We start from the raw sequence: 17,063 nt of genomic DNA, 5'->3' as shown, positions 1-17,063 counted from the left end.
CATCGGAGGACCGGGGCCGGGGGCGCGTGGGACGGCCTGGGGCCTCAGGCGGCCGGGGTGCGGCGGGCGCGCACGGCGCGGGTGGTGGCCCAGCCGAGGCCGGCCGCGGCGAGCAGCGCGAGCAGGGCCTCGGGCAGAGTGCCCAGGCGGGTCGCGGGGGTCTGGGAGGAACGCAGCGGCACCTTCTCGACGAGGACGTCCGGGGTGAACATCTTCGTCTGCGCGACGATCTCGCCGTCGGGCCGGATGATCGCGCTGACACCGCTGGTGACGGGCACGACCACGGACCGGCTGTGCTCGACCGCGCGCACCCGGCTCATCGCGAGCTGCTGGTAGGTCATCTCGCTGCGGCCGAAGGTGGCGTTGTTGCTGGGGACGGAGATCAGCTGGGCGCCGTGGGTGACGGTGTCGCGCACGGCCCAGTCGAAGGCCGCCTCGTAGCAGGTGGCGAGACCGACCTTCGTACCGGCGAGGTCGAAGACGCCGATCTTCGTACCGGCGCCGAAGTCGCGGCTCACCCGGTCGACGTTGCTGTTGAAGATCCGTACGAAGGGGCGCATCGGGATGTACTCGCCGAAGGGCTGCACGTGCCGCTTGTCGTACGTGGCGACGGGGCCGCGCTCGGGGTCCCACTCGATGAGGGTGTTGCGGAGCTTGCCGGTCTCGGGGGTGATCACGGCGCCGATGACGGTGGGCACGCCGATCTCCTTCACGGCGCCGTCGATGACGTCGGCCGCGTCGGCGTTGGCGTACGGGTCGATGTCGGAGGAGTTCTCCGGCCACAGCACGAAGTCGGGCTGCGGCTCGCGGCCCTCCTTGACCGCCCGGGCGAGCTCGCGGGTGCGGGCCACGTGGTTGTCGAGGACGGCGCGGCGCTGGGCGTTGAAGTCGAGGCCGAGGCGCGGCACGTTGCCCTGGACGGCGGCGACGGTGGCGGTGCCGTCCTCGGCGGAGTCGTCGACGAGGGGCAGCGCGGCGAGGGCGCCGGTGACCGGGACGAGGACCGAGAGCGCCGCGGCGGCGAGCGGTCCGCGCGGGACCGCGCCGGTGGCCCGGTAGGCGCGGAACTGCCGGCCGGCCTCGAACAGGCCGAAGCCGCAGAGGGCGACGGCGAAGCCGAGCACGGGGGTGCCGCCGACGGCGGCGAGCGGGAGGAAGAGGCCGTCGGCCTGTCCGAAGGCGACCTTGCCCCAGGGGAAGCCGCCGAAGGGCACGCGCGCGCGTGCCCCTTCCGCGAGGATCCACACACCGGCGGCGAAGAAGGGCCACCAGGGGAGCCGGGAGACGGCCGCGATGCCGAGTCCGGCGGCGGCCACGAACAGCGCCTCGACGGCGGCGAGCGCGAGCCACGGACCGGCGCCGACCTCTTCGCCGGTCCAGACGAGGAGCGGCAGCAGGAAGCCGAGGCCGGCGAGGTAGCCGAGGCCGAACCCGGCGCGGAGCCGGCGGCCCCGCAGGGTCCAGCCGAGCAGGGCGAAGGCGGGCAGCGCGAGCCACCACAGGGGGCGCGGCGGGAAGCTCAGGTAGAGCAGGAACCCGGACAGCAGAGCCGCCCCGGGCCGCACGAACCGCCGGAGCCGGGAACCCGGCGTGGGGGCGGTGTCGGGTCCGGACGCGTCGACGGGGGTGATGGTGGCACTCACCTTGGGGAGTCTACGGGGCGATCCTGTCCGTCAGGAGGGCGGTACGGCCCGGCCGGGAACCCCTGCGACCGGTGCGGACGCGGGACCTCCCCGTGCTCACGCGCCGGTCGCGGCGGGCGGCGCCGGCGGGGCCGGGTGGCGCAGGCGGGCGCGGATGACGCGCACGGCCGACTCGGCGTCGTCGACGGTCACGGTGAAGGTGAGGCCGTCACCGAGGCGCAGGACGAGGCCCTCGCCCCGCCGGACGATCACGGCCGTGCCCTTCTCGGGCCGCCAGCGGTAGCCCCAGCCGCCCCACTGACACGGACTGACCCTCGGCGCGAAGTCCGCACCGACGACCTGGGTGAGCGGGATGCGGCGCCGCGGCACGCCGATGTGGCCGCAGCGGACCTCCATGGCGCGGTCGTCGACCTTCACGGCGACGTGGACGAAGGCGAGGGTGCCGAAGAGGACGAGCAGTCCGGCAGCGACGCAGCCGATCACCGCCATCAGGAGGGCGGCGATGCCGGAGGTCCACGGGGACTCGACGGCGAGGGTGATGCCCAGCGCCATGCAGGCGGCTCCGGCGACAGCCGCGACCCACTGGAAACGGTTGGTGGCGCGACCGGTCCAGACGGCGGGCGTCGGTTCGGTCCGGGAATGCTCCCTCATAAGGCGAGAGTACCCAGGATCGGCCGGAACAGCGCGCCGGAGCGGAGTCGTCCGGTCACGCTCGGTACGGACCCCTCCGGCGGTGCTCAGCGCACGGCGGCCGTGGCGCCGAGGGCGCGGCCCTCCGCGTAGGTCAGGGCGGTGGCGGGGAGGTCGCCGGGCCGTCCGCTGAGCAGGACGGAGAGGATGCCGGTGGGGTCCGCGTCGGGCGCGGGCTCGGCGCCGATCCGGCGCAGGGCCTGGGCGGCGACGGCGTCGGCGGAGCCGTGGAAGACGATCGGCGGGAGTCCGCCCTGGCGGCGGGCCGCCAGGGCGGCGAGGATCCGCTCCTCGACGAGTTCGTAGTGGGTGCAGCCCAGGACGACGGCGCGGACGTCGGTCGGGGTGAGCGCGGCCGCCGCGGCGACGGCGGCGTCGACGGCGTCCCGGTCGGCGTGCTCCACGGCGTCGGCGAGACCGGGGCAGGGCACCTCGGTGACCTCGGCGCCGTCGGCGAAGTCGCGGATCAGCCCGCGCTGGTAGGCGCTGCCGGTGGTGGCGGGGGTGGCCCAGATCGCGACCTTGCCGCCGGCCGCGGCGGCCGGCTTGATCGCGGGCACGGTGCCGATGACCGGGATGTCCGGTTCGAGGGCGGCGCGGAGGGCCGGCAGGGCGTGCACGGTGGCGGTGTTGCAGGCCACGATGAGCGCCTGGGGCCGGTGCTCGGCGGCGGCGAGGGCGACGTCCAGGGCGCGGCTGGTGAGGTCCTCGGGGGTGCGCGGGCCCCACGGCATGCCGTCCGGGTCGTTGGAGAGGAGGAGATCCGCGTCCGGCCGGAGCCGCCGCACCGCGGCGGCCGCGGGGAGGAGGCCGATTCCGGAGTCCATGAGCGCGATCTTCACCCGGTCACCCTAGCCGATGAGCCTCACGTCCCCCGCGAACTGGGGCAGACTGCGGCGAATGAGCACCTTCGCCTGGTTCTCGACCGCCTCCCTGGCCGCCTGGGTCTGGCTGCTGCTCGGCCAGGGCTTCTTCTGGCGCACCGATCAGCGGCTGCCGCCGTCGCGCGGCACCCGGACCGGTCCGTGGCCGCGGGTGGCCGTGGTCGTGCCGGCGCGGGACGAGGCGGAGGTGCTGCCGCTGAGCCTGCCCTCGCTCCTCGTACAGGACTATCCGGGGAGCGCGGAGGTCTTCCTCGTCGACGACGGGAGCACGGACGGTACGGGAAAGCTCGCCGCGGAGCTGTCGGGCCGGTACGGCGGGCTGCCGGTGACCGTCGTGTCGCCGGGAGAGCCGGAGCCGGGCTGGACGGGGAAGCTGTGGGCGCTGCGGCACGGAATGGCGCTTGCACGCGCGCGGGAGCCGGAGTACCTCCTCCTCACGGACGCGGACATCGCGCACGAGCCGGACAGTCTGCGGCGGCTCGTCGCGGCGGCCGCGGAGAACGATCTGGACCTGGTGTCGCAGATGGCCCGGCTGCGGGTCGCGAGCTTCTGGGAGCGCCTGGTGGTGCCGGCGTTCGTCTACTTCTTCGCCCAGCTGTACCCGTTCCGCTGGATCAACCGGCCGAGGCCGCTGGCGACGGCCGCGGCGGGTGGCTGCGTGCTGCTGCGGACGGAGACGGCGGTGGCGGCGAACGTGCCGGAGGTGATCCGGCAGGCCGTGATCGACGACGTGTCGCTCGCGCGGGCGGTGCGGCGGTGCGGGGGGCGGATCTGGCTGGGGCTCGCGGAGCGGGTCGACAGCGTCCGCCCGTATCCGGGCCTCGGGGAACTGTGGCGGATGATCGCGCGGAGCGCGTACGCGCAGCTGCGGCACAACCCGCTGCTGCTGGCGGGGACGGTGGCGGGTCTGGCCCTCGTCTATCTGGTGCCGCCGACGGCCCTGGTGACGGGGGTGTGGACGGGGGACGCGGTGACGGCCTGGGCGGGCGGGGTCGCGTGGGCGGTGATGGCGGGGACGTACGTGCCGATGCTCCGCTACTACCGGCAGCCGCTGTGGCTCGCCCCCCTGCTGCCGGTCACGGCGCTCCTGTACCTCCTGATGACGGTGGACTCGGCGGTCCGTCACTACCGGGGCCGGGGCGCGGCCTGGAAGGGCCGCACGTACACCCGCCCGGAGACGGCACCGGACAGGTGAGCTTCGGGCCCCCTCACCTGTGTCAGGCGCGCACGGGCGGACGTCCGGTGACTCCGGGTCAGTCCACCGGCCGCACGCCGAAGGTGTCGGCCAAACCGGCGGCGCCCGCTTCGGTCACATGGACGACCCGGCGTGCGCTTGTGTCGGCGGTCATCGCCGCGGGGGCGTTCCTGCCGGCGTCGGTCCTGGCGACGGTCGCCCGGCACCGTACCCACCTCGCCCGGGCCGCGTGACCCGCCCCGCGTGTGGGGGACGATGAGGTCGCCGCCGAGGACGGGAAGACCGGCGTAGGTGCGCTCGTAGCGGGTGTGGACGGTGCCGTCGGCGTCTTCGACGACGTCCTTGACGACCAGCTTCTCCTTGACTCCGAGACCGAGCGAGGAGGCGGTGGCCGCGACGGAGGTGGCGTCGGCGCGGTCGGCGGCGGCGCCCGCCGACGTGGTGGTGGCACCGGCGGCGATCAGGGTGCCGGCGAGGACGGCGGCGCCGGACGTGAGGGCGAGACGGCGCGGCCGGCGGCGGGGGAAGGCGAGGACATGTGGTTTCTCCAGGGAGCCAGGGGGAGTTGGACGGGATCGCCGCCCACCCGTTCAAGGAGGACTGCCTTGACGGGCACGGACGCTCTCAGCCCGTCGCGCACATGCCACGCGGCACAAAAGCGGGTTCGCCCCCGGATGCCTGATTTGCCGCCCGCCGTTTCACAAGAAGGACAAGACCCCGATACACACGGACACGGCGACCACAGGAATCCTCAACACGTCGGCACCTAGTTACGGTCGGTAATAGCTCGATAATCCTGAGTTTCAGGCACTCAAGATCGAAAGTCCGCCACCTGCGTCGGCACCGCCAGATGTCCCCCGACCGAAGGAATAATCCCCCGCCGTTAACGCAGCCTTTAACAACGTTTTAGCAGGTCAGGCCGACAAAAACAGCGTAAAACGGATGACCCGAAGATGGGGGCTCCCCAACCGGCACATCGTGGGCTTAACTTATGTGCCATGACCTCCCCCCGCTCCACCTATGGAGGCGGTTTCCACACCGCGCCGTCCTTCCCGGACACCCCGATCTACGACTCCCTGGTCGCGGAGCGGGGCACGCCTCAGATCGCCCCGATCCGAGTGCCCGCCGCCTACGACACGGGCAGCAGCTTCCCCGCGAGCGGCTCCTACCTGCCGGCGCTCCCCGCGGCGCTGCCCGCCCTCCCGGCGGCGCCCAGCCCACAGCCCGCCCCCGCCTACGGCGGCGGGTACGGCTACCCGCAGCCCTCACCGCAGATGGCCCCCGTCCCGCTGCAGGCCGCCCCGGCCCCGTACATCCCGCAGCAGCCGGTGGCCCCGCGCGGCTACCCGGGCGGTCAGTACCCGCAGCAGCCCCGACCGGCCGCCGCCGGCTACGAGGCGATGCGCCCGGCGGCCCCCCGGCCGGCGCCGGTCCCGGCCCCCGCGCCCTACGACGACCCGTACAACCGCCCCTACCAGGGCGGGGGTTACTGACAGGCTCCGCCCACCGGCTCCGTCGTGCCGGGGCGGCTGGCAGGATGAAGGCATGCCTATTCCTGTACTCCGCTCCGTCCACATCCACCCGGTCAAATCCATGCGTGCGCTGACCCGCACCGAGGCCGAGGTGCAGCCCTGGGGGCTCGCCGGGGACCGCCGCTGGACCGTCGTCGACGCCGCGAACGAGGTCGTGACCCAACGCCGCCACCCCCGGATGGCGTTGGCCACGGCCGAGCCCCTGCCGGGCGGCGGGGTCGCACTGTCCGCTCCCGGTCACCCGACGCTGGAGGTCGAGGTCCCGCACCCCTCCACCACCGTCACGGTGAAGATCTTCGGCGATGACGTGGAGGCGGTCCCGGCCGACCCCGCCGCGGCCGCCTGGCTCTCGGCGTACCTGGAGAGCGACGTACGGCTCGTGCACATGGACGCGCCCGGGCACCGGCGGCCCGTCGACCCCGACTACGCGCTGCCCGGCGAGACCGTGAGCTTCGCGGACGCCTATCCGCTGCTCGTCGCCACCGTCTCCTCGCTCGACGCCCTCAACTCCCTGATCGCCCAGGGCGACCACGCCGACGAGGGCCCCCTGCCGATGAACCGGTTCAGGCCGAACCTGGTGATCGAGGGCACCGCCCCCTGGGCGGAGGACGGCTGGACGCGACTCGCCGTCGGAGAGGTCACCTTCAGGGTCGCCCGGCCCTGCGGGCGCTGCGCCGTCACCACGACGAACCAGCTGACCGCCGAGCGCGGCAAGGAACCCCTGCGGACCCTCGCCCGGCACCGCAAGAACGACGGCCGCGTCCTCTTCGGCCAGAACCTCGTCCCCGAGCACACCGGCACCGTCCGGGTCGGCGACGCCGTGAAGATCCTGGACTGAGGACGGGCCGGGTTCGCATCACGCCGGGGGTTCGCAGCACGGCGGGCGTTCGCATCACCTGCGGGGGTTCGCAGCACGGCCGGGGGTTCGCAGCGCAGCGGGGGTTCGCAGCACAGCGGGGGTTCGCAGCACAGCGCGGGTCAGCACCCCGGCGCGGGTTCACAGCACAGCGCGGGGTTCACATCACACTTCGCGCGCCCGACGGGCGGGGAACCAGGCACCGGGGCACACTCGTTGGAGGAGCGGTGAACAACGAGGGGGTCCACACGTGCGTGCAGCCACCGGACTCTGGCGCTGGCGGCACAATCCCCTGCGCCGGACCACTGATCTCGTCGAGGCATGGGTCGCCTTCGCGGCGGCCGTACTGCTCTGTCTCGCGGTGCCGCTGACCGGCTGGGCGTCCGGCACCTCCGCGTACGGCTCGCTGTCGCGCGCGGTCCGCACGCAGCAGGAGCAGCGGCTGCCGACGACGGCCCGGGTGGTGCGGCTCGCCGACGGACCCGTCAGCGGCCCCCGGTCCGTCGAGACCGCCGGGGAGGAGCGGCTGCGGCGCTCCGTCGTCGCCCGCTGGACCGCGCCGGACGGCACGCCCCGCACGGGGACGGTGGCGACGGCCCGGCAGCACTCCGCGCCCGGCGCCTCCTTCCGGATCTGGACGGATTCGGAAGGGCGCCCGGTGCAGCCGCCGATGCAGACGGGAACGGCCCGTGCGCACGCGATCATGGCCGGGCTGACGGCCGCTCTCCTCGCCGGTCTCCTGGTGGAGCTCGTCCGCCGCATCGCCGTCCGCAGACTGGAGCTGCGGCGCTACGCGCGCCTCGACCGCGCGTGGGCGGCGGTGGGTCCCGACTGGGGCCGCACGGGCACCGGAAGCTGAACCCCGGGCTTCGGGTTCGATCACTCGGCGACCGAGCCCGACCGCTCCGGACCGGCGCTGACACGTGCCGGGGGCCGTCGGACGTCCATGGGGGCGGGGGCCGGCGACCCGTCAACCCGGCGGCGCCGCGCGCGCTACGGTGGGGCATCGGATCAGCGGCGAGGCATGAGGCGGGGGCAGGACACACCCATGGCACAGGGCACGGTCCAGGTGACGCACACCGGCACATCGCGGTGGCGGCGCCGCACGGGTGAGTACCCCTCTCTCGCCGCCGCCCTCGAGGCCGCCGGCGACGGGGACGTCCTCACCGTCGCGCCCGGCACCTACCGGGAGAACCTCGTGGTCCGGCGGGCCGTCACCCTGCGCGGCCCCGAGGGCGGGATCGGCTCGGTGCGGATCGCGCCCCCGGACGGGGTGCCGCTCACCCTCCGCGCCTCCGTCACCGTGCAGGACCTGCACATCGAGGGGCAGGACGTCGCCGCGCCCGCGCTGCTCGTCGAGGACGGCACGCCCGAACTGCTGGACCTGCGCATCATGACCCGCTCGGCCGCCGGCATCGAGGTGCGGGGCGCCGCCCGGCCCACGGTCCGCCGCTGCACCGTCGACAATCCGGCCGGGGTCGGCATCGCCGTCCTCGACGGCGCGGGCGGCGTGTTCGAGGAGTGCGAGGTGGTCTCCGCCGGGCAGGCCGGCGTCTCGGTGCGCGGCGGAGCCCATCCGCGGCTGGAGCGCTGCCGGGTGCACCACGCCTCCGGCGCGGGCATCGCCGTGACCGGCGAGGGCAGCGGCCTGGAGGGCGTGGGCTGCGAGGTGTACGAGATCAAGGGCGCCGGTCTGCAGATCGCGGCCCGCGCCACCGCCCACCTCACCGACTCCTCGGTGCACCGCACTTCGGCCGACGGGATCACGCTCGACACGGACGCGGTCCTGACCCTCTCGGACTGCGACATCCACGACGTCCCGGAGAACGCGGTCGACCTGCGCTCGCGCTCGGTCCTGACGCTGACCCGGTCCACCGTCCGCCGCTTCGGGCGCAACGGCCTGTCCGTGTGGGACCCGGGCACGCGGGTGGACGCCAACCAGTGCGAGATCCACGACAGTACGGGCGACTACCCGGCCGTGTGGGTCAGCGACGGGGCGACCGCCGTCCTCGACGCCTGCCGGGTGCACGACGTGCCGGACGCGCTGTTCGTCCTCGACCGGGGCTCACGCGTGGACGTCGTCGACAGCGATCTGACGCAGGTGCGGAACACGGCGGTGTCGGTGAGCGACGGGGCCACGGCCCAGCTCGACGACTGCCGGATCCGGGAGGCCTCCACGGGCGCCTGGTTCCGGGACCACGGCAGCGGCGGCACCCTCGGCGGCTGCACGATCGACTCCGTGCAGACCGGTGTCATCGTCACCAAGGGCGCCGACCCCACGATCGACCGGTGCACGGTCACCTCGCCCGCCGAGGCCGGTTTCTACGTGTCGGCGGAGGGCCGCGGCTCCTTCCACGGCTGCCGGGTCACGGGCAGCGGCGGATACGGCTTCCACGTCACGGACGGCTGCCGGACGACCCTGCGCAAGTGCCGTACGGAGCGGTGCGCGCGCGGCGGTTACGAGTTCCCGGAGGAGGGCGCGAGCGCGGAGGACTGCACCAGCGACGAGAGCGCGGTCCGCTCCTCCGTACCCGACGGCGGCACGGTCCTGACGGCCACCCGGTCGGCGGGCCTGCTCGGTACGGTGCCCGCGCCGCGCACCCCCGCGCCGGCCGCGACGGACGCGCCCGAGCCCGCGCCGGAGAGCCGTTCCTCGCAGGACGTCCTGGGGGAGCTGGACGCCCTGGTGGGTCTCGAGAGCGTCAAGCTGGAGGTGCGGACCCTCACCAACATGATCGAGGTGGGGCGCAGGCGCCAGGAGGCCGGGCTCAAGGCGGCCTCGGTCCGCCGCCACCTCGTCTTCACGGGCAACCCGGGTACGGGCAAGACGACCGTCGCCCGGCTGTACGGGGAGATCCTCGCCTCCCTCGGGGTCCTGGAGCGCGGGCACCTGGTGGAGGTCTCCCGGGTGGACCTGGTCGGCGAGCACATCGGCTCGACCGCGATCCGTACCCAGGAGGCCTTCGACCGGGCGCGCGGCGGCGTCCTCTTCGTCGACGAGGCGTACGCGCTGTCGCCCGAGGACTCCGGGCGGGACTTCGGCCGTGAGGCGATCGACACGCTGGTGAAGCTGATGGAGGACCACCGGGACGCGGTCGTGGTCATCGTCGCCGGCTACACGGCGGAGATGGAGCGCTTCCTCACCGTCAACCCGGGCGTGGCCTCGCGCTTCTCACGGACCATCACCTTCGGCGACTACGAGCCCGAGGAGCTGCTGCGGATCGTCGGCCAGCAGGCGGACGAGCACGAGTACCGGCTCGCCCCCGGCACGGACGAGGCGCTGCTCACGTACTTCGAGAAGCTCCCCAAGGGCCCTGCGTTCGGCAACGGCCGTACGGCGCGGCAGACCTTCGAGTCGATGGTGGAGCGGCACGCGGGCCGGGTCGCCGCGCTCGCCGAGGCGAGCACGGACGACCTGACCCTCCTCTACCCGGAGGACCTTCCCGAACTGCCCTGACCGGACGGCTCGTTCGGCGTGCGCTGGTGCGGCAGGTCGGGCGGGAGCCGGTCGAGGAGTGCGGAGCGGTGGCGGGCGAACTCCGGGTCGGCCTGGTAGTCGGAGTGGCCCAGGATCGGTTCGGGCAGCGGATGCGCCCGGGTGCGGCCGTACGCGACGGGGTCGAGCAGCACCGCCCCGTCCACGGCCGGTCGGCCGTCCTCGGCCGGCACCCGGACGGGCCCGCCGATCGGGTCGGTGGCGCGGTAGAGGTTGCTCCAGCAGTGCACCGTGCGGTTCAGGGCGCGCAGCGCCTCGGGGCCGAAGTACGCGGGGAACCAGCGGCCGTAGAGCCGCTCCAGGGGTGAGCCGTAGGTGAGCAGGGCGACCCGGCCCCGGGTGGCGGGCCGGAGCTGCCAGACGGCGGCCGCGGCGAGGACGCTGCCCTGGGAGTGCCCGGAGATGACGAGCCGGCCGCCGGTGCTCCGGGTCCAGGAGCTCATCCGCCAGGTGAGGTCGGGGACCGCGCGCTCGGCGTAACAGGGCGGGGCGAAGGGGTGGGCGGCGCGGGGCCAGAAGGTGCCGACGTCCCAGAGGATGCCGATGGTGCGGCGGGCGGAGGCGTCCCGGTAGGCGCGGCGGCCCCAGGTGACGAAGAGCAGGAAGCCGAGGCCGATCATCCACGAGCCGAGGGCCTGGGTGGCGGAGGCGAGGGAGGCGATCGCGGGGTGGGCTCCGTCGAAGGCCCGCCCCGGGACGTTGCCGCTGGCCCAGGCGCCGGCGACGGACGCGGCCCCGAGGAGCAGGGTCGCGCCGGAGACGACGCCGACGAGGACGGGCGCGGAGTCGGTGAGCGAGGCGCGGGCCCGGCCCGACGCGATCTGTCCCGTACGGACCGGGTCGGGTTCGCCGGCGGCGTCGTAGTCCGCCTCGACGGAGGAGCGCAGGCGTCGGGCGTCGAGGAGCGTCCGTACGACGAGCAGGGCGGCGGGCGCCAGGAGCAGCAGGAGCAGGACGGGGATGACCGACGCTTGCCAGCTGAGGAGGACGGGCGGGCCGATGCGGACGCCGCCGCGGGCGGCGGGGTCGTCGAGCCAGTCGGCGACGCGCTGGGCCACTCCCCCGGACATCACTCCGGCGAGCGCGCAGGCGAGCATCGCGACGGCGGGCCCGCCGAGTCCGCGCAGGGCGGTACGGGGGTCCCTGCGGGGCCGCTGGAGGAGCAGGGCGACGACGCCGAGGGCGACGACGAGGCCGCCCTGGACGAGGGTGAGGGCGCCGAAGACGGCGTCGCCGGGAAGGGTGCCGGAGGAGGTCCAGCGGGGGCGGGACCAGCCGGCGTGGACGGCGGTGAGCACGAGGAGGACGAGGGAGGCGGCGGGGAGCCAGGAGACGAGGGCCCGTTCGACCCGCAGATCGAGGCGGCGTTCGCTGCGGCCGCGCCGGCAGACGACCCAGAGCACGACGACGGCGAGGACGACGACGGCCGCCTGGAGGACCCGGCCGAGGACCGTGCCGACGCCTGGTGCGCCGGCGTCGTGGTGGGCGGTGGCCGTGACGAGGGCGGCGGCGACCGTGAGGAATCCGGCGGCGGTGTGGGCGGCGCGGAGACGGGCGACGAGTCGGCGGCCGTACCAGAAGCCGGGCCGGCCGAGCGCGGGGCGGAGCTCGACGGGACCGGCGGGATCGGCGGCGTCGGCGGCCTCCGTGTCGGCGTTCGCGGTCGTGTCCGTCGGGGGCTCCGCGACGGGCGCGTCGTATCCGGTGGGCGGGCGCTGGGCCTCGTACGCGCTCCACGTCCGGTTGGAGAGGTACCAGAGCAGACCGACGAGCGCGGTCGGCACGAGCGCGGCGAGGGCGAGACGGCGGCCGGGCGGTGACCACCAGCCGCCGCGACCCTCGGAGAGGAAACCGAGCCAGGAGTAGGCGTCGGTGCAGGCCGGGGTGGCGGCGCACTGCCAGGCCGTCAGGTCGAGCGCGACCTCGCAGGCGGCGGCGGTGAGGAGCACGGTGAGGGTGAGGGCGACGAGCCGGACGAGGACCCCGTACAGCCGCACGAGGCCCGGCCTGCCCTCGGCGGGCGGCCGCATCCAGTGCGCGAGGTTGGCCACCATGAACGGCAGGAGCAGCAGCCACAGGGCGCGGGCGCCGTCGCCGGAGGTCAGGTTGGACCAGCAGTACGCCTCCGGGACGGGGCGCGCCGCGTACCGCTCGGGGTGGTCCTCGGCGTCGAGGTCCTCGCTCCGCCGGAACATGGCGGCGGTGCGGTCGCCGGTGACCCGGACGGTCCTGGGGTCGTCGAGCATCGATTCGGGGGTGGCTCCGCCGACTCCGTGGACGAGGAGTTCGAGCGCCGCGCCCCCGCTCTCCGGGGCGGGTGTGGCAGGGGACACTGAGGGGACTTCCTCTCAGAGTGGGAAGATGCGACGTCGGCAACAGGATCGCGGAAGGCCGTGCGACCGCGCACGGTCTCTCACCGAATCCGACACTCATCCCCTCGTCCCCTGCGGAAGGACCGGCCCCGGCGGTGACTGACAACCAGAACCTCCTCGCGGAGCAGCGGCGTGCCCTGATCCTCGACGAGGTACGGCGGCGTGGCGGCGTACGGGTCAACGAACTGACCCGGCGCCTGAACGTCTCGGACATGACGATCCGACGCGACCTGGACGCGCTGGCCCGGCAGGGGATGGTCGCGAAGGTGCACGGAGGGGCCGTTCCGGTGGTCGAGGCGAGCACCCACGAGCCGGGCTTCGAGGCCAAGTCGGTGCTCGAACCGAGCGCCAAGGACGAGATCGCCCGGACGGCGGCCGCCCTCGTCGCGCCCGGGACGGCGATCGCCCTGTCGGGCGGCACGACGACCTACGCGCTGGCCCGGCATCTGCTCGACGTGCCGGACCTGACGGTGGTCACCAACTCGGTGCGGGTCGCCGACGTCTTCCACGAGGCGCAGCAGACCGTCGGCGGGGGCGAGACGCGGCGCGGGGCGGCGACGGTCGTCCTGACCGGCGGGGTCCGCACTCCGTCCGACGCGCTCGTCGGCCCGGTGGCGGACCGGGCGATCCGCTCGCTCCACTTCGACCTGCTCTTCCTCGGTGTGCACGGCGTGTCGGTGGAGGCCGGCCTCTCCACGCCGAACCTCGCGGAGGCGGAGACCAACCGGTGTCTGATGCGCTCGGCGCGGCGGGTCGTCGTGGTCGCGGACCACACCAAGTGGGGGACGGTGGGTCTGAGTTCCTTCGCCTCCCTGGACGAGGTCGACACCTGGGTGACGGACCGGGGCCTGCCGGAGGGCGTACGCGCGGAGGTGGCGGAACACCTGCCGGGGCTTGTGGTGCCGGGCGAGGCGGAGGCGTGACCGTCTTCCGGGTCGAGCGGACGGTGCCGTCGGCTCCGGAGGAGGTGTGGCGCCGGCTCACGGACTGGCCGGCGCACGGGCGGCAGGTGCCGCTGACCCGGACGATCGTCCTGACGCCGGGGCCGAGCGGTGCGGGGACGCGGTTCACCGCCCGCACGGGCGTCGGCCGCCTCTCCTTCGACGACCCGATGGAGATCGTCCACTGGGCCCCACCGACGGCCGACCGGCCCGGCGTCTGCCGCCTGGTGAAGTCGGGCCGGGTGGTACGGGGCTGGGCGCAGGTGGAGGTCATGGTCACGCAGACCGGCGGCACGCGGGTCCTCTGGACGGAGGAGCTCTCGGTACGGGGCGTACCGAGGTGCTTCGACGGGCTGCTGGCACGAGCGGGCCGCGTGGTCTTCGGCCGGGCCCTGGACGGCCTGCTCGGAGGACGGTGACCCCGTTGTGGGCAGGCGTTCCGCAAGGGGCGATGGCCCACACGGCAGCAGGCGCGGGCCCCACATGGGCGGTGGGCCCGACGGCAGGGGGCCCTGTGATGTTGACGGTTCGTCAGCTATGGTGCTGCATCCGTTCGCGTCCCCCGGGAGGGCCCATGCCGCGCCGACTCAAGCCGGTGGAGCTCGACTTCACCGCGTCCGCGCCCGTCCGTCTCGTCTTCTCCGCCACCCTCGCCGCACCCCCGCCGGCCGTCTACCGATCCGTCGCCGTGGAGGTGGGCAGCCTGCCGTCCTGGTTCACGGCCGTCACCTCCGCCGTCCCGACGACCGACGGCGCGGGCCGGACCGTCCGGCTGCGGGGCGGGATCGCCTTCGACGAGACGATCCTGGCCTCCGAGCCCGACCTCCGCTACGCCTACCGGGTCGACGCGACGAACGCCCCCGGCGTGACCGCGATGGCGGAGGAGTGGACCCTCTCCCCCACCGGGACGGGCACCCGGCTGCGCTGGACCATGGCCGCCGACGGCGCCGCCCCGTTCCGGCTCGCGCTGCGCCTCGCCGCGCCCGGCGTGGGGCTCTCCTTCCGGGACGCGGCCCGCCGGCTCGACCGGCGGCTCACTCCGGCCAGGCCCCCGTCGCGAGGAAACGCTCGATAGCGGCCGCGTACGGGGCGATGTCCAGGCCCTGGGCGGCCAGCCAGTCGTCGGAGTAGTACTTGTCGAGGTACCGCTCGCCACCGTCGCAGATCAGGGTGACGACGCTGCCGGTGCGCCCCTCCGCGACCATCTCGGCGACGATCTTCAGCGCGCTCCACAGGCCGGTCCCCGTCGAACCGCCGGCCTTGCGGCCGATCGCGGTCTCCAGTGCGCGCACGGCGGCGACGCTCGCCGCGTCGGGGACCTTCATCATCCGGTCGACGGCCCCCGGCACGAAGCTGGGCTCCATGCGCGGCCGGCCGATGCCCTCGATCCGCGAGCCGCAGTCGGCCGTGGCGTGCGGGTCGTGGTGCGTCCAGCCGTCGAAGAAACAGGAGTTCTCCGGGTCGGCGACACAGATCCGGGTGTCGTGCTGCATGTAGTGGACGTAGCGGGCGATCGTCGCCGACGTGCCGCCGGTGCCGGCGGTGGCGACGATCCAGGCCGGCTCCGGGTACCGCTCCAGCTTCAGCTGCTGGTACATCGACTCGGCGATGTTGTTGTTGCCGCGCCAGTCCGTGGCCCGCTCCGCGTACGTGAACTGGTCCATGTAGTGGCCGCCGGTGCGCTCCGCGAGGGCCGCGGCCTCCTCGTACATCGTGCGCGAGTCGTCGACGAAGTGGCACTGCCCGCCGTGGAACTCGATGAGCCGGCACTTCTCGGGGCTCGTCGTGCGGGGCATCACGGCGATGAAGGGGACGCCGATGAGCTTCGCGAAGTACGCCTCGGAGACGGCCGTCGACCCGCTGGACGCCTCGATGACCGGCTTCCCGGGACGGATCCAGCCGTTGCAGAGCCCGTACAGGAAGAGGGAGCGGGCGAGACGGTGCTTGAGGCTGCCCGTGGGGTGCGTCGACTCGTCCTTGAGGTAGAGGTCGATGCCCCACTTCTCGGGCAGCGGGAAGCGCAGCAGGTGCGTGTCGGCGGAGCGGTTGGCGTCGGCCTGGACCTTGCGCACGGCCTCCTTCAGCCAGGACCGGTACGCCGGGTCGCTGCGGTCGACGTCGACGGTGGCCGCCGGGGCGGCCGCAGTCTCGTGGGTGGTGCTCATCCGTCGCTCTCCTCGTGTCGCCTCGCGGGGTCCCCCCAGGGCCGACAATACCCCTCTCACCTGGGCAAACGTTCCCTTTGACGATCCATAGGCCTGCCTTGTGGAAGCCCTTCCGCAGGGCTACTGGTGCGGGCGGCGAGGGCCCGGCACACTGGGTACGGCAACCGGGTGAAAGGGGCGGATCGGCATGGCGGAGCCCGAGTTCAGCGCAAGGGGCGTACGGATCGCACGCTGGCCGCGCTCGCTGACGCGCGCGGGCGAGGTGCGGATCGAGGACGGCCGCCTCGCGCTCCTCACGAGTTACGGCAGCGAGATCGACAGTGCGCCGGTCTCGGCGGTACGGGCGGGGCGGCCGTGGTTCGCGAAGGCGGACGAGACGGTGGCGACCGTGAACGGCACCAAGTACCGGCTGACGCTGCACTCCGACGACGGCGGCGACCGCGGCCGGGACGGCGGGGACGCGGAGGCGTCGGGGCGGTTCCTCGCCGCGCTGAAGAGGGCTGCGGGACGCTCCTGAGCTGCGGCGGCTCGCGGCGAGTTGCGGGGCGGTCACGGCTGGTCCAGGCTGGAACCCACCTCACTGAGGGTTCAGCGGTGGTGACGCTGCGATCAGGTCGCCGCCCCTTCTGTACCGCATGACAGATCCGAATCTTCGTCTTCTTCCGGACCACTTCGGGGAGTCGCAGCCGTGATCAGCGAGCCGAGCAGGTACTACGCGGTGGAGCTTCAGGCCCTGCCGTCGCGGATCGGACAGATCCGCCGCATCATCTCCGCCCATCTCCGACATTGGCAGTTGGACGCCCTGATCGACCAGGCCGTCCTCGGCGTGACGGAACTTCTGACGAACGTCCACCGCCACGCGCAGCCGGACAAGCACTGCACGGTCGAGCTCGAGCTGCTGCTCGACCGACTCACCGTCTCCGTCCGGGACCACGATCCCCGCCTCCCCGAGGTCTGCCACGCGGACGTCTTCGACACGGTCGACGACCTCGACGCGCTCGCCACCTCCGGCCGGGGCCTGGCCATCGTCGGTGCGGTCAGCGAGAGCTGGGGCATCCGGCCGTGCGGCGTCGACGGCAAGGTCGTGTGGTTCACCCTCACGGCGCCGCCCGTCGGCGGCCCCGTCGAGGAGTGCGCACGCGCCGGGTACGGCGTCAGGATCGAGGTCCCGCTCGCGGGTGTCGGCTACAGTCGGCTCCCGGGCGTGCCCCTCAGCTCTCCGGCCGAACCGGTGCCGGCGCCGGCGCCATCGATCGCCCGCCCGGTCCTGGCGGGCCGAGCGGGCTGAT

General features: G+C 74.0%; 15 protein-coding genes and 1 pseudogene. 10 read left to right on the top strand and 6 right to left on the bottom strand.

The genetic code is table 11. The annotated features are described in order from the left end of the window. Window positions 1–44: 44 nt before the first annotated feature. From lnt to ABT041_RS09930, 3 genes are all read right to left on the bottom strand, one after another. Window positions 45–1,643 carry an apolipoprotein N-acyltransferase gene (gene lnt / locus ABT041_RS09940; protein WP_351181861.1) on the bottom strand — a complete coding sequence of 533 codons (1,599 nt, stop codon included), beginning with the start codon at window positions 1,641–1,643 and terminating at the stop codon, window positions 45–47. A gap of 96 nt (window positions 1,644–1,739) precedes the next feature. After that, window positions 1,740–2,294, bottom strand: a complete 555-nt coding sequence (locus ABT041_RS09935) for a hypothetical protein (protein WP_351181858.1) — start codon at window positions 2,292–2,294, stop codon at window positions 1,740–1,742. An 86-nt stretch (window positions 2,295–2,380) separates the two neighbouring features. Beyond that, window positions 2,381–3,175, bottom strand: a complete 795-nt coding sequence (locus ABT041_RS09930; RefSeq protein WP_351181855.1) for a glutamate racemase — start codon at window positions 3,173–3,175, stop codon at window positions 2,381–2,383. A gap of 58 nt (window positions 3,176–3,233) precedes the next feature. Here ABT041_RS09930 and ABT041_RS09925 point away from each other — a divergent pair, with 58 nt between their 5' ends. Beyond that, entirely contained in the window at window positions 3,234–4,412 is a 1,179-nt protein-coding gene (locus tag ABT041_RS09925) for a glycosyltransferase (RefSeq protein ID WP_351181852.1), read from the top strand. Window positions 4,413–4,657: 245 nt separating this feature from the next. Here ABT041_RS09925 and ABT041_RS39020 read toward each other — a convergent pair. Beyond that, window positions 4,658–4,765, bottom strand: a pseudogene (locus ABT041_RS39020) (hypothetical protein); the annotation flags it as partial. A 645-nt stretch (window positions 4,766–5,410) separates the two neighbouring features. Here ABT041_RS39020 and ABT041_RS09915 point away from each other — a divergent pair. From ABT041_RS09915 to ABT041_RS09900, 4 genes are all read left to right on the top strand, one after another. Then, window positions 5,411–5,905 carry a DUF6643 family protein gene (locus ABT041_RS09915; protein WP_351181849.1) on the top strand — a complete coding sequence of 165 codons (495 nt, stop codon included), beginning with the start codon at window positions 5,411–5,413 and terminating at the stop codon, window positions 5,903–5,905. 52 nt (window positions 5,906–5,957) lie between these two features. Then, a complete protein-coding gene (locus ABT041_RS09910; RefSeq protein WP_351181846.1) occupies window positions 5,958–6,782 on the top strand; it encodes an MOSC domain-containing protein in 825 nt (274 codons plus the stop codon). 268 nt (window positions 6,783–7,050) lie between these two features. Next, a complete protein-coding gene (locus tag ABT041_RS09905) occupies window positions 7,051–7,659 on the top strand; it encodes an Rv1733c family protein (protein WP_351181843.1) in 609 nt (202 codons plus the stop codon). Between the two features lie 189 nt (window positions 7,660–7,848). After that, window positions 7,849–10,257, top strand: a complete 2,409-nt coding sequence (locus ABT041_RS09900) for a right-handed parallel beta-helix repeat-containing protein (protein WP_351181840.1) — start codon at window positions 7,849–7,851, stop codon at window positions 10,255–10,257. Here ABT041_RS09900 and ABT041_RS09895 read toward each other — a convergent pair. Then, window positions 10,227–12,629, bottom strand: a complete 2,403-nt coding sequence (locus ABT041_RS09895) for a hypothetical protein (RefSeq protein ID WP_351181837.1) — start codon at window positions 12,627–12,629, stop codon at window positions 10,227–10,229. The two genes, ABT041_RS09900 and ABT041_RS09895, sit on opposite strands and share 31 nt — an antisense overlap. Before the next feature lie 134 nt (window positions 12,630–12,763). On the opposite strand from ABT041_RS09895, the gene ABT041_RS09890 reads away from it, so the two are divergent. From ABT041_RS09890 to ABT041_RS09880, 3 genes are all read left to right on the top strand, one after another. Beyond that, window positions 12,764–13,591: a DeoR/GlpR family DNA-binding transcription regulator gene (locus ABT041_RS09890; RefSeq protein ID WP_351181834.1), complete on the top strand. Its 828-nt coding sequence runs from the start codon at window positions 12,764–12,766 to the stop codon at window positions 13,589–13,591. Next, the gene (locus tag ABT041_RS09885) at window positions 13,588–14,028 is read left to right on the top strand and encodes an SRPBCC family protein (protein WP_351181831.1); all 441 of its coding nucleotides are present in this window, start codon (window positions 13,588–13,590) and stop codon (window positions 14,026–14,028) included. Before ABT041_RS09890 ends, ABT041_RS09885 begins: the two co-directional genes overlap by 4 nt. A gap of 155 nt (window positions 14,029–14,183) precedes the next feature. Next, complete coding sequence (locus ABT041_RS09880; protein WP_351181828.1) at window positions 14,184–14,684, top strand: SRPBCC family protein; 501 nt, start codon at window positions 14,184–14,186, stop codon at window positions 14,682–14,684. Here ABT041_RS09880 and cds1 read toward each other — a convergent pair. Continuing rightward, entirely contained in the window at window positions 14,644–15,774 is a 1,131-nt protein-coding gene (cds1, locus tag ABT041_RS09875) for an L-cysteine desulfhydrase Cds1 (protein WP_351181825.1), read from the bottom strand. The two genes, ABT041_RS09880 and cds1, sit on opposite strands and share 41 nt — an antisense overlap. 187 nt (window positions 15,775–15,961) lie before the next feature. Between cds1 and ABT041_RS09870 the strand changes: the two genes are divergently transcribed. Beyond that, window positions 15,962–16,291, top strand: coding sequence for a hypothetical protein (locus ABT041_RS09870; RefSeq protein WP_351181822.1), 330 nt, complete (start codon window positions 15,962–15,964; stop codon window positions 16,289–16,291). A 171-nt stretch (window positions 16,292–16,462) separates the two neighbouring features. After that, a complete protein-coding gene (locus ABT041_RS09865; RefSeq protein ID WP_351181819.1) occupies window positions 16,463–17,062 on the top strand; it encodes an ATP-binding protein in 600 nt (199 codons plus the stop codon). Window position 17,063: the final 1 nt, after the last annotated feature.

It is taken from the genome of Streptomyces sp. NPDC002825 (genome assembly GCF_040295385.1).
Lineage (GTDB): Bacteria > Actinomycetota > Actinomycetes > Streptomycetales > Streptomycetaceae > Streptomyces.
This window is presented reverse-complemented; position numbering and strand designations above follow the sequence as displayed.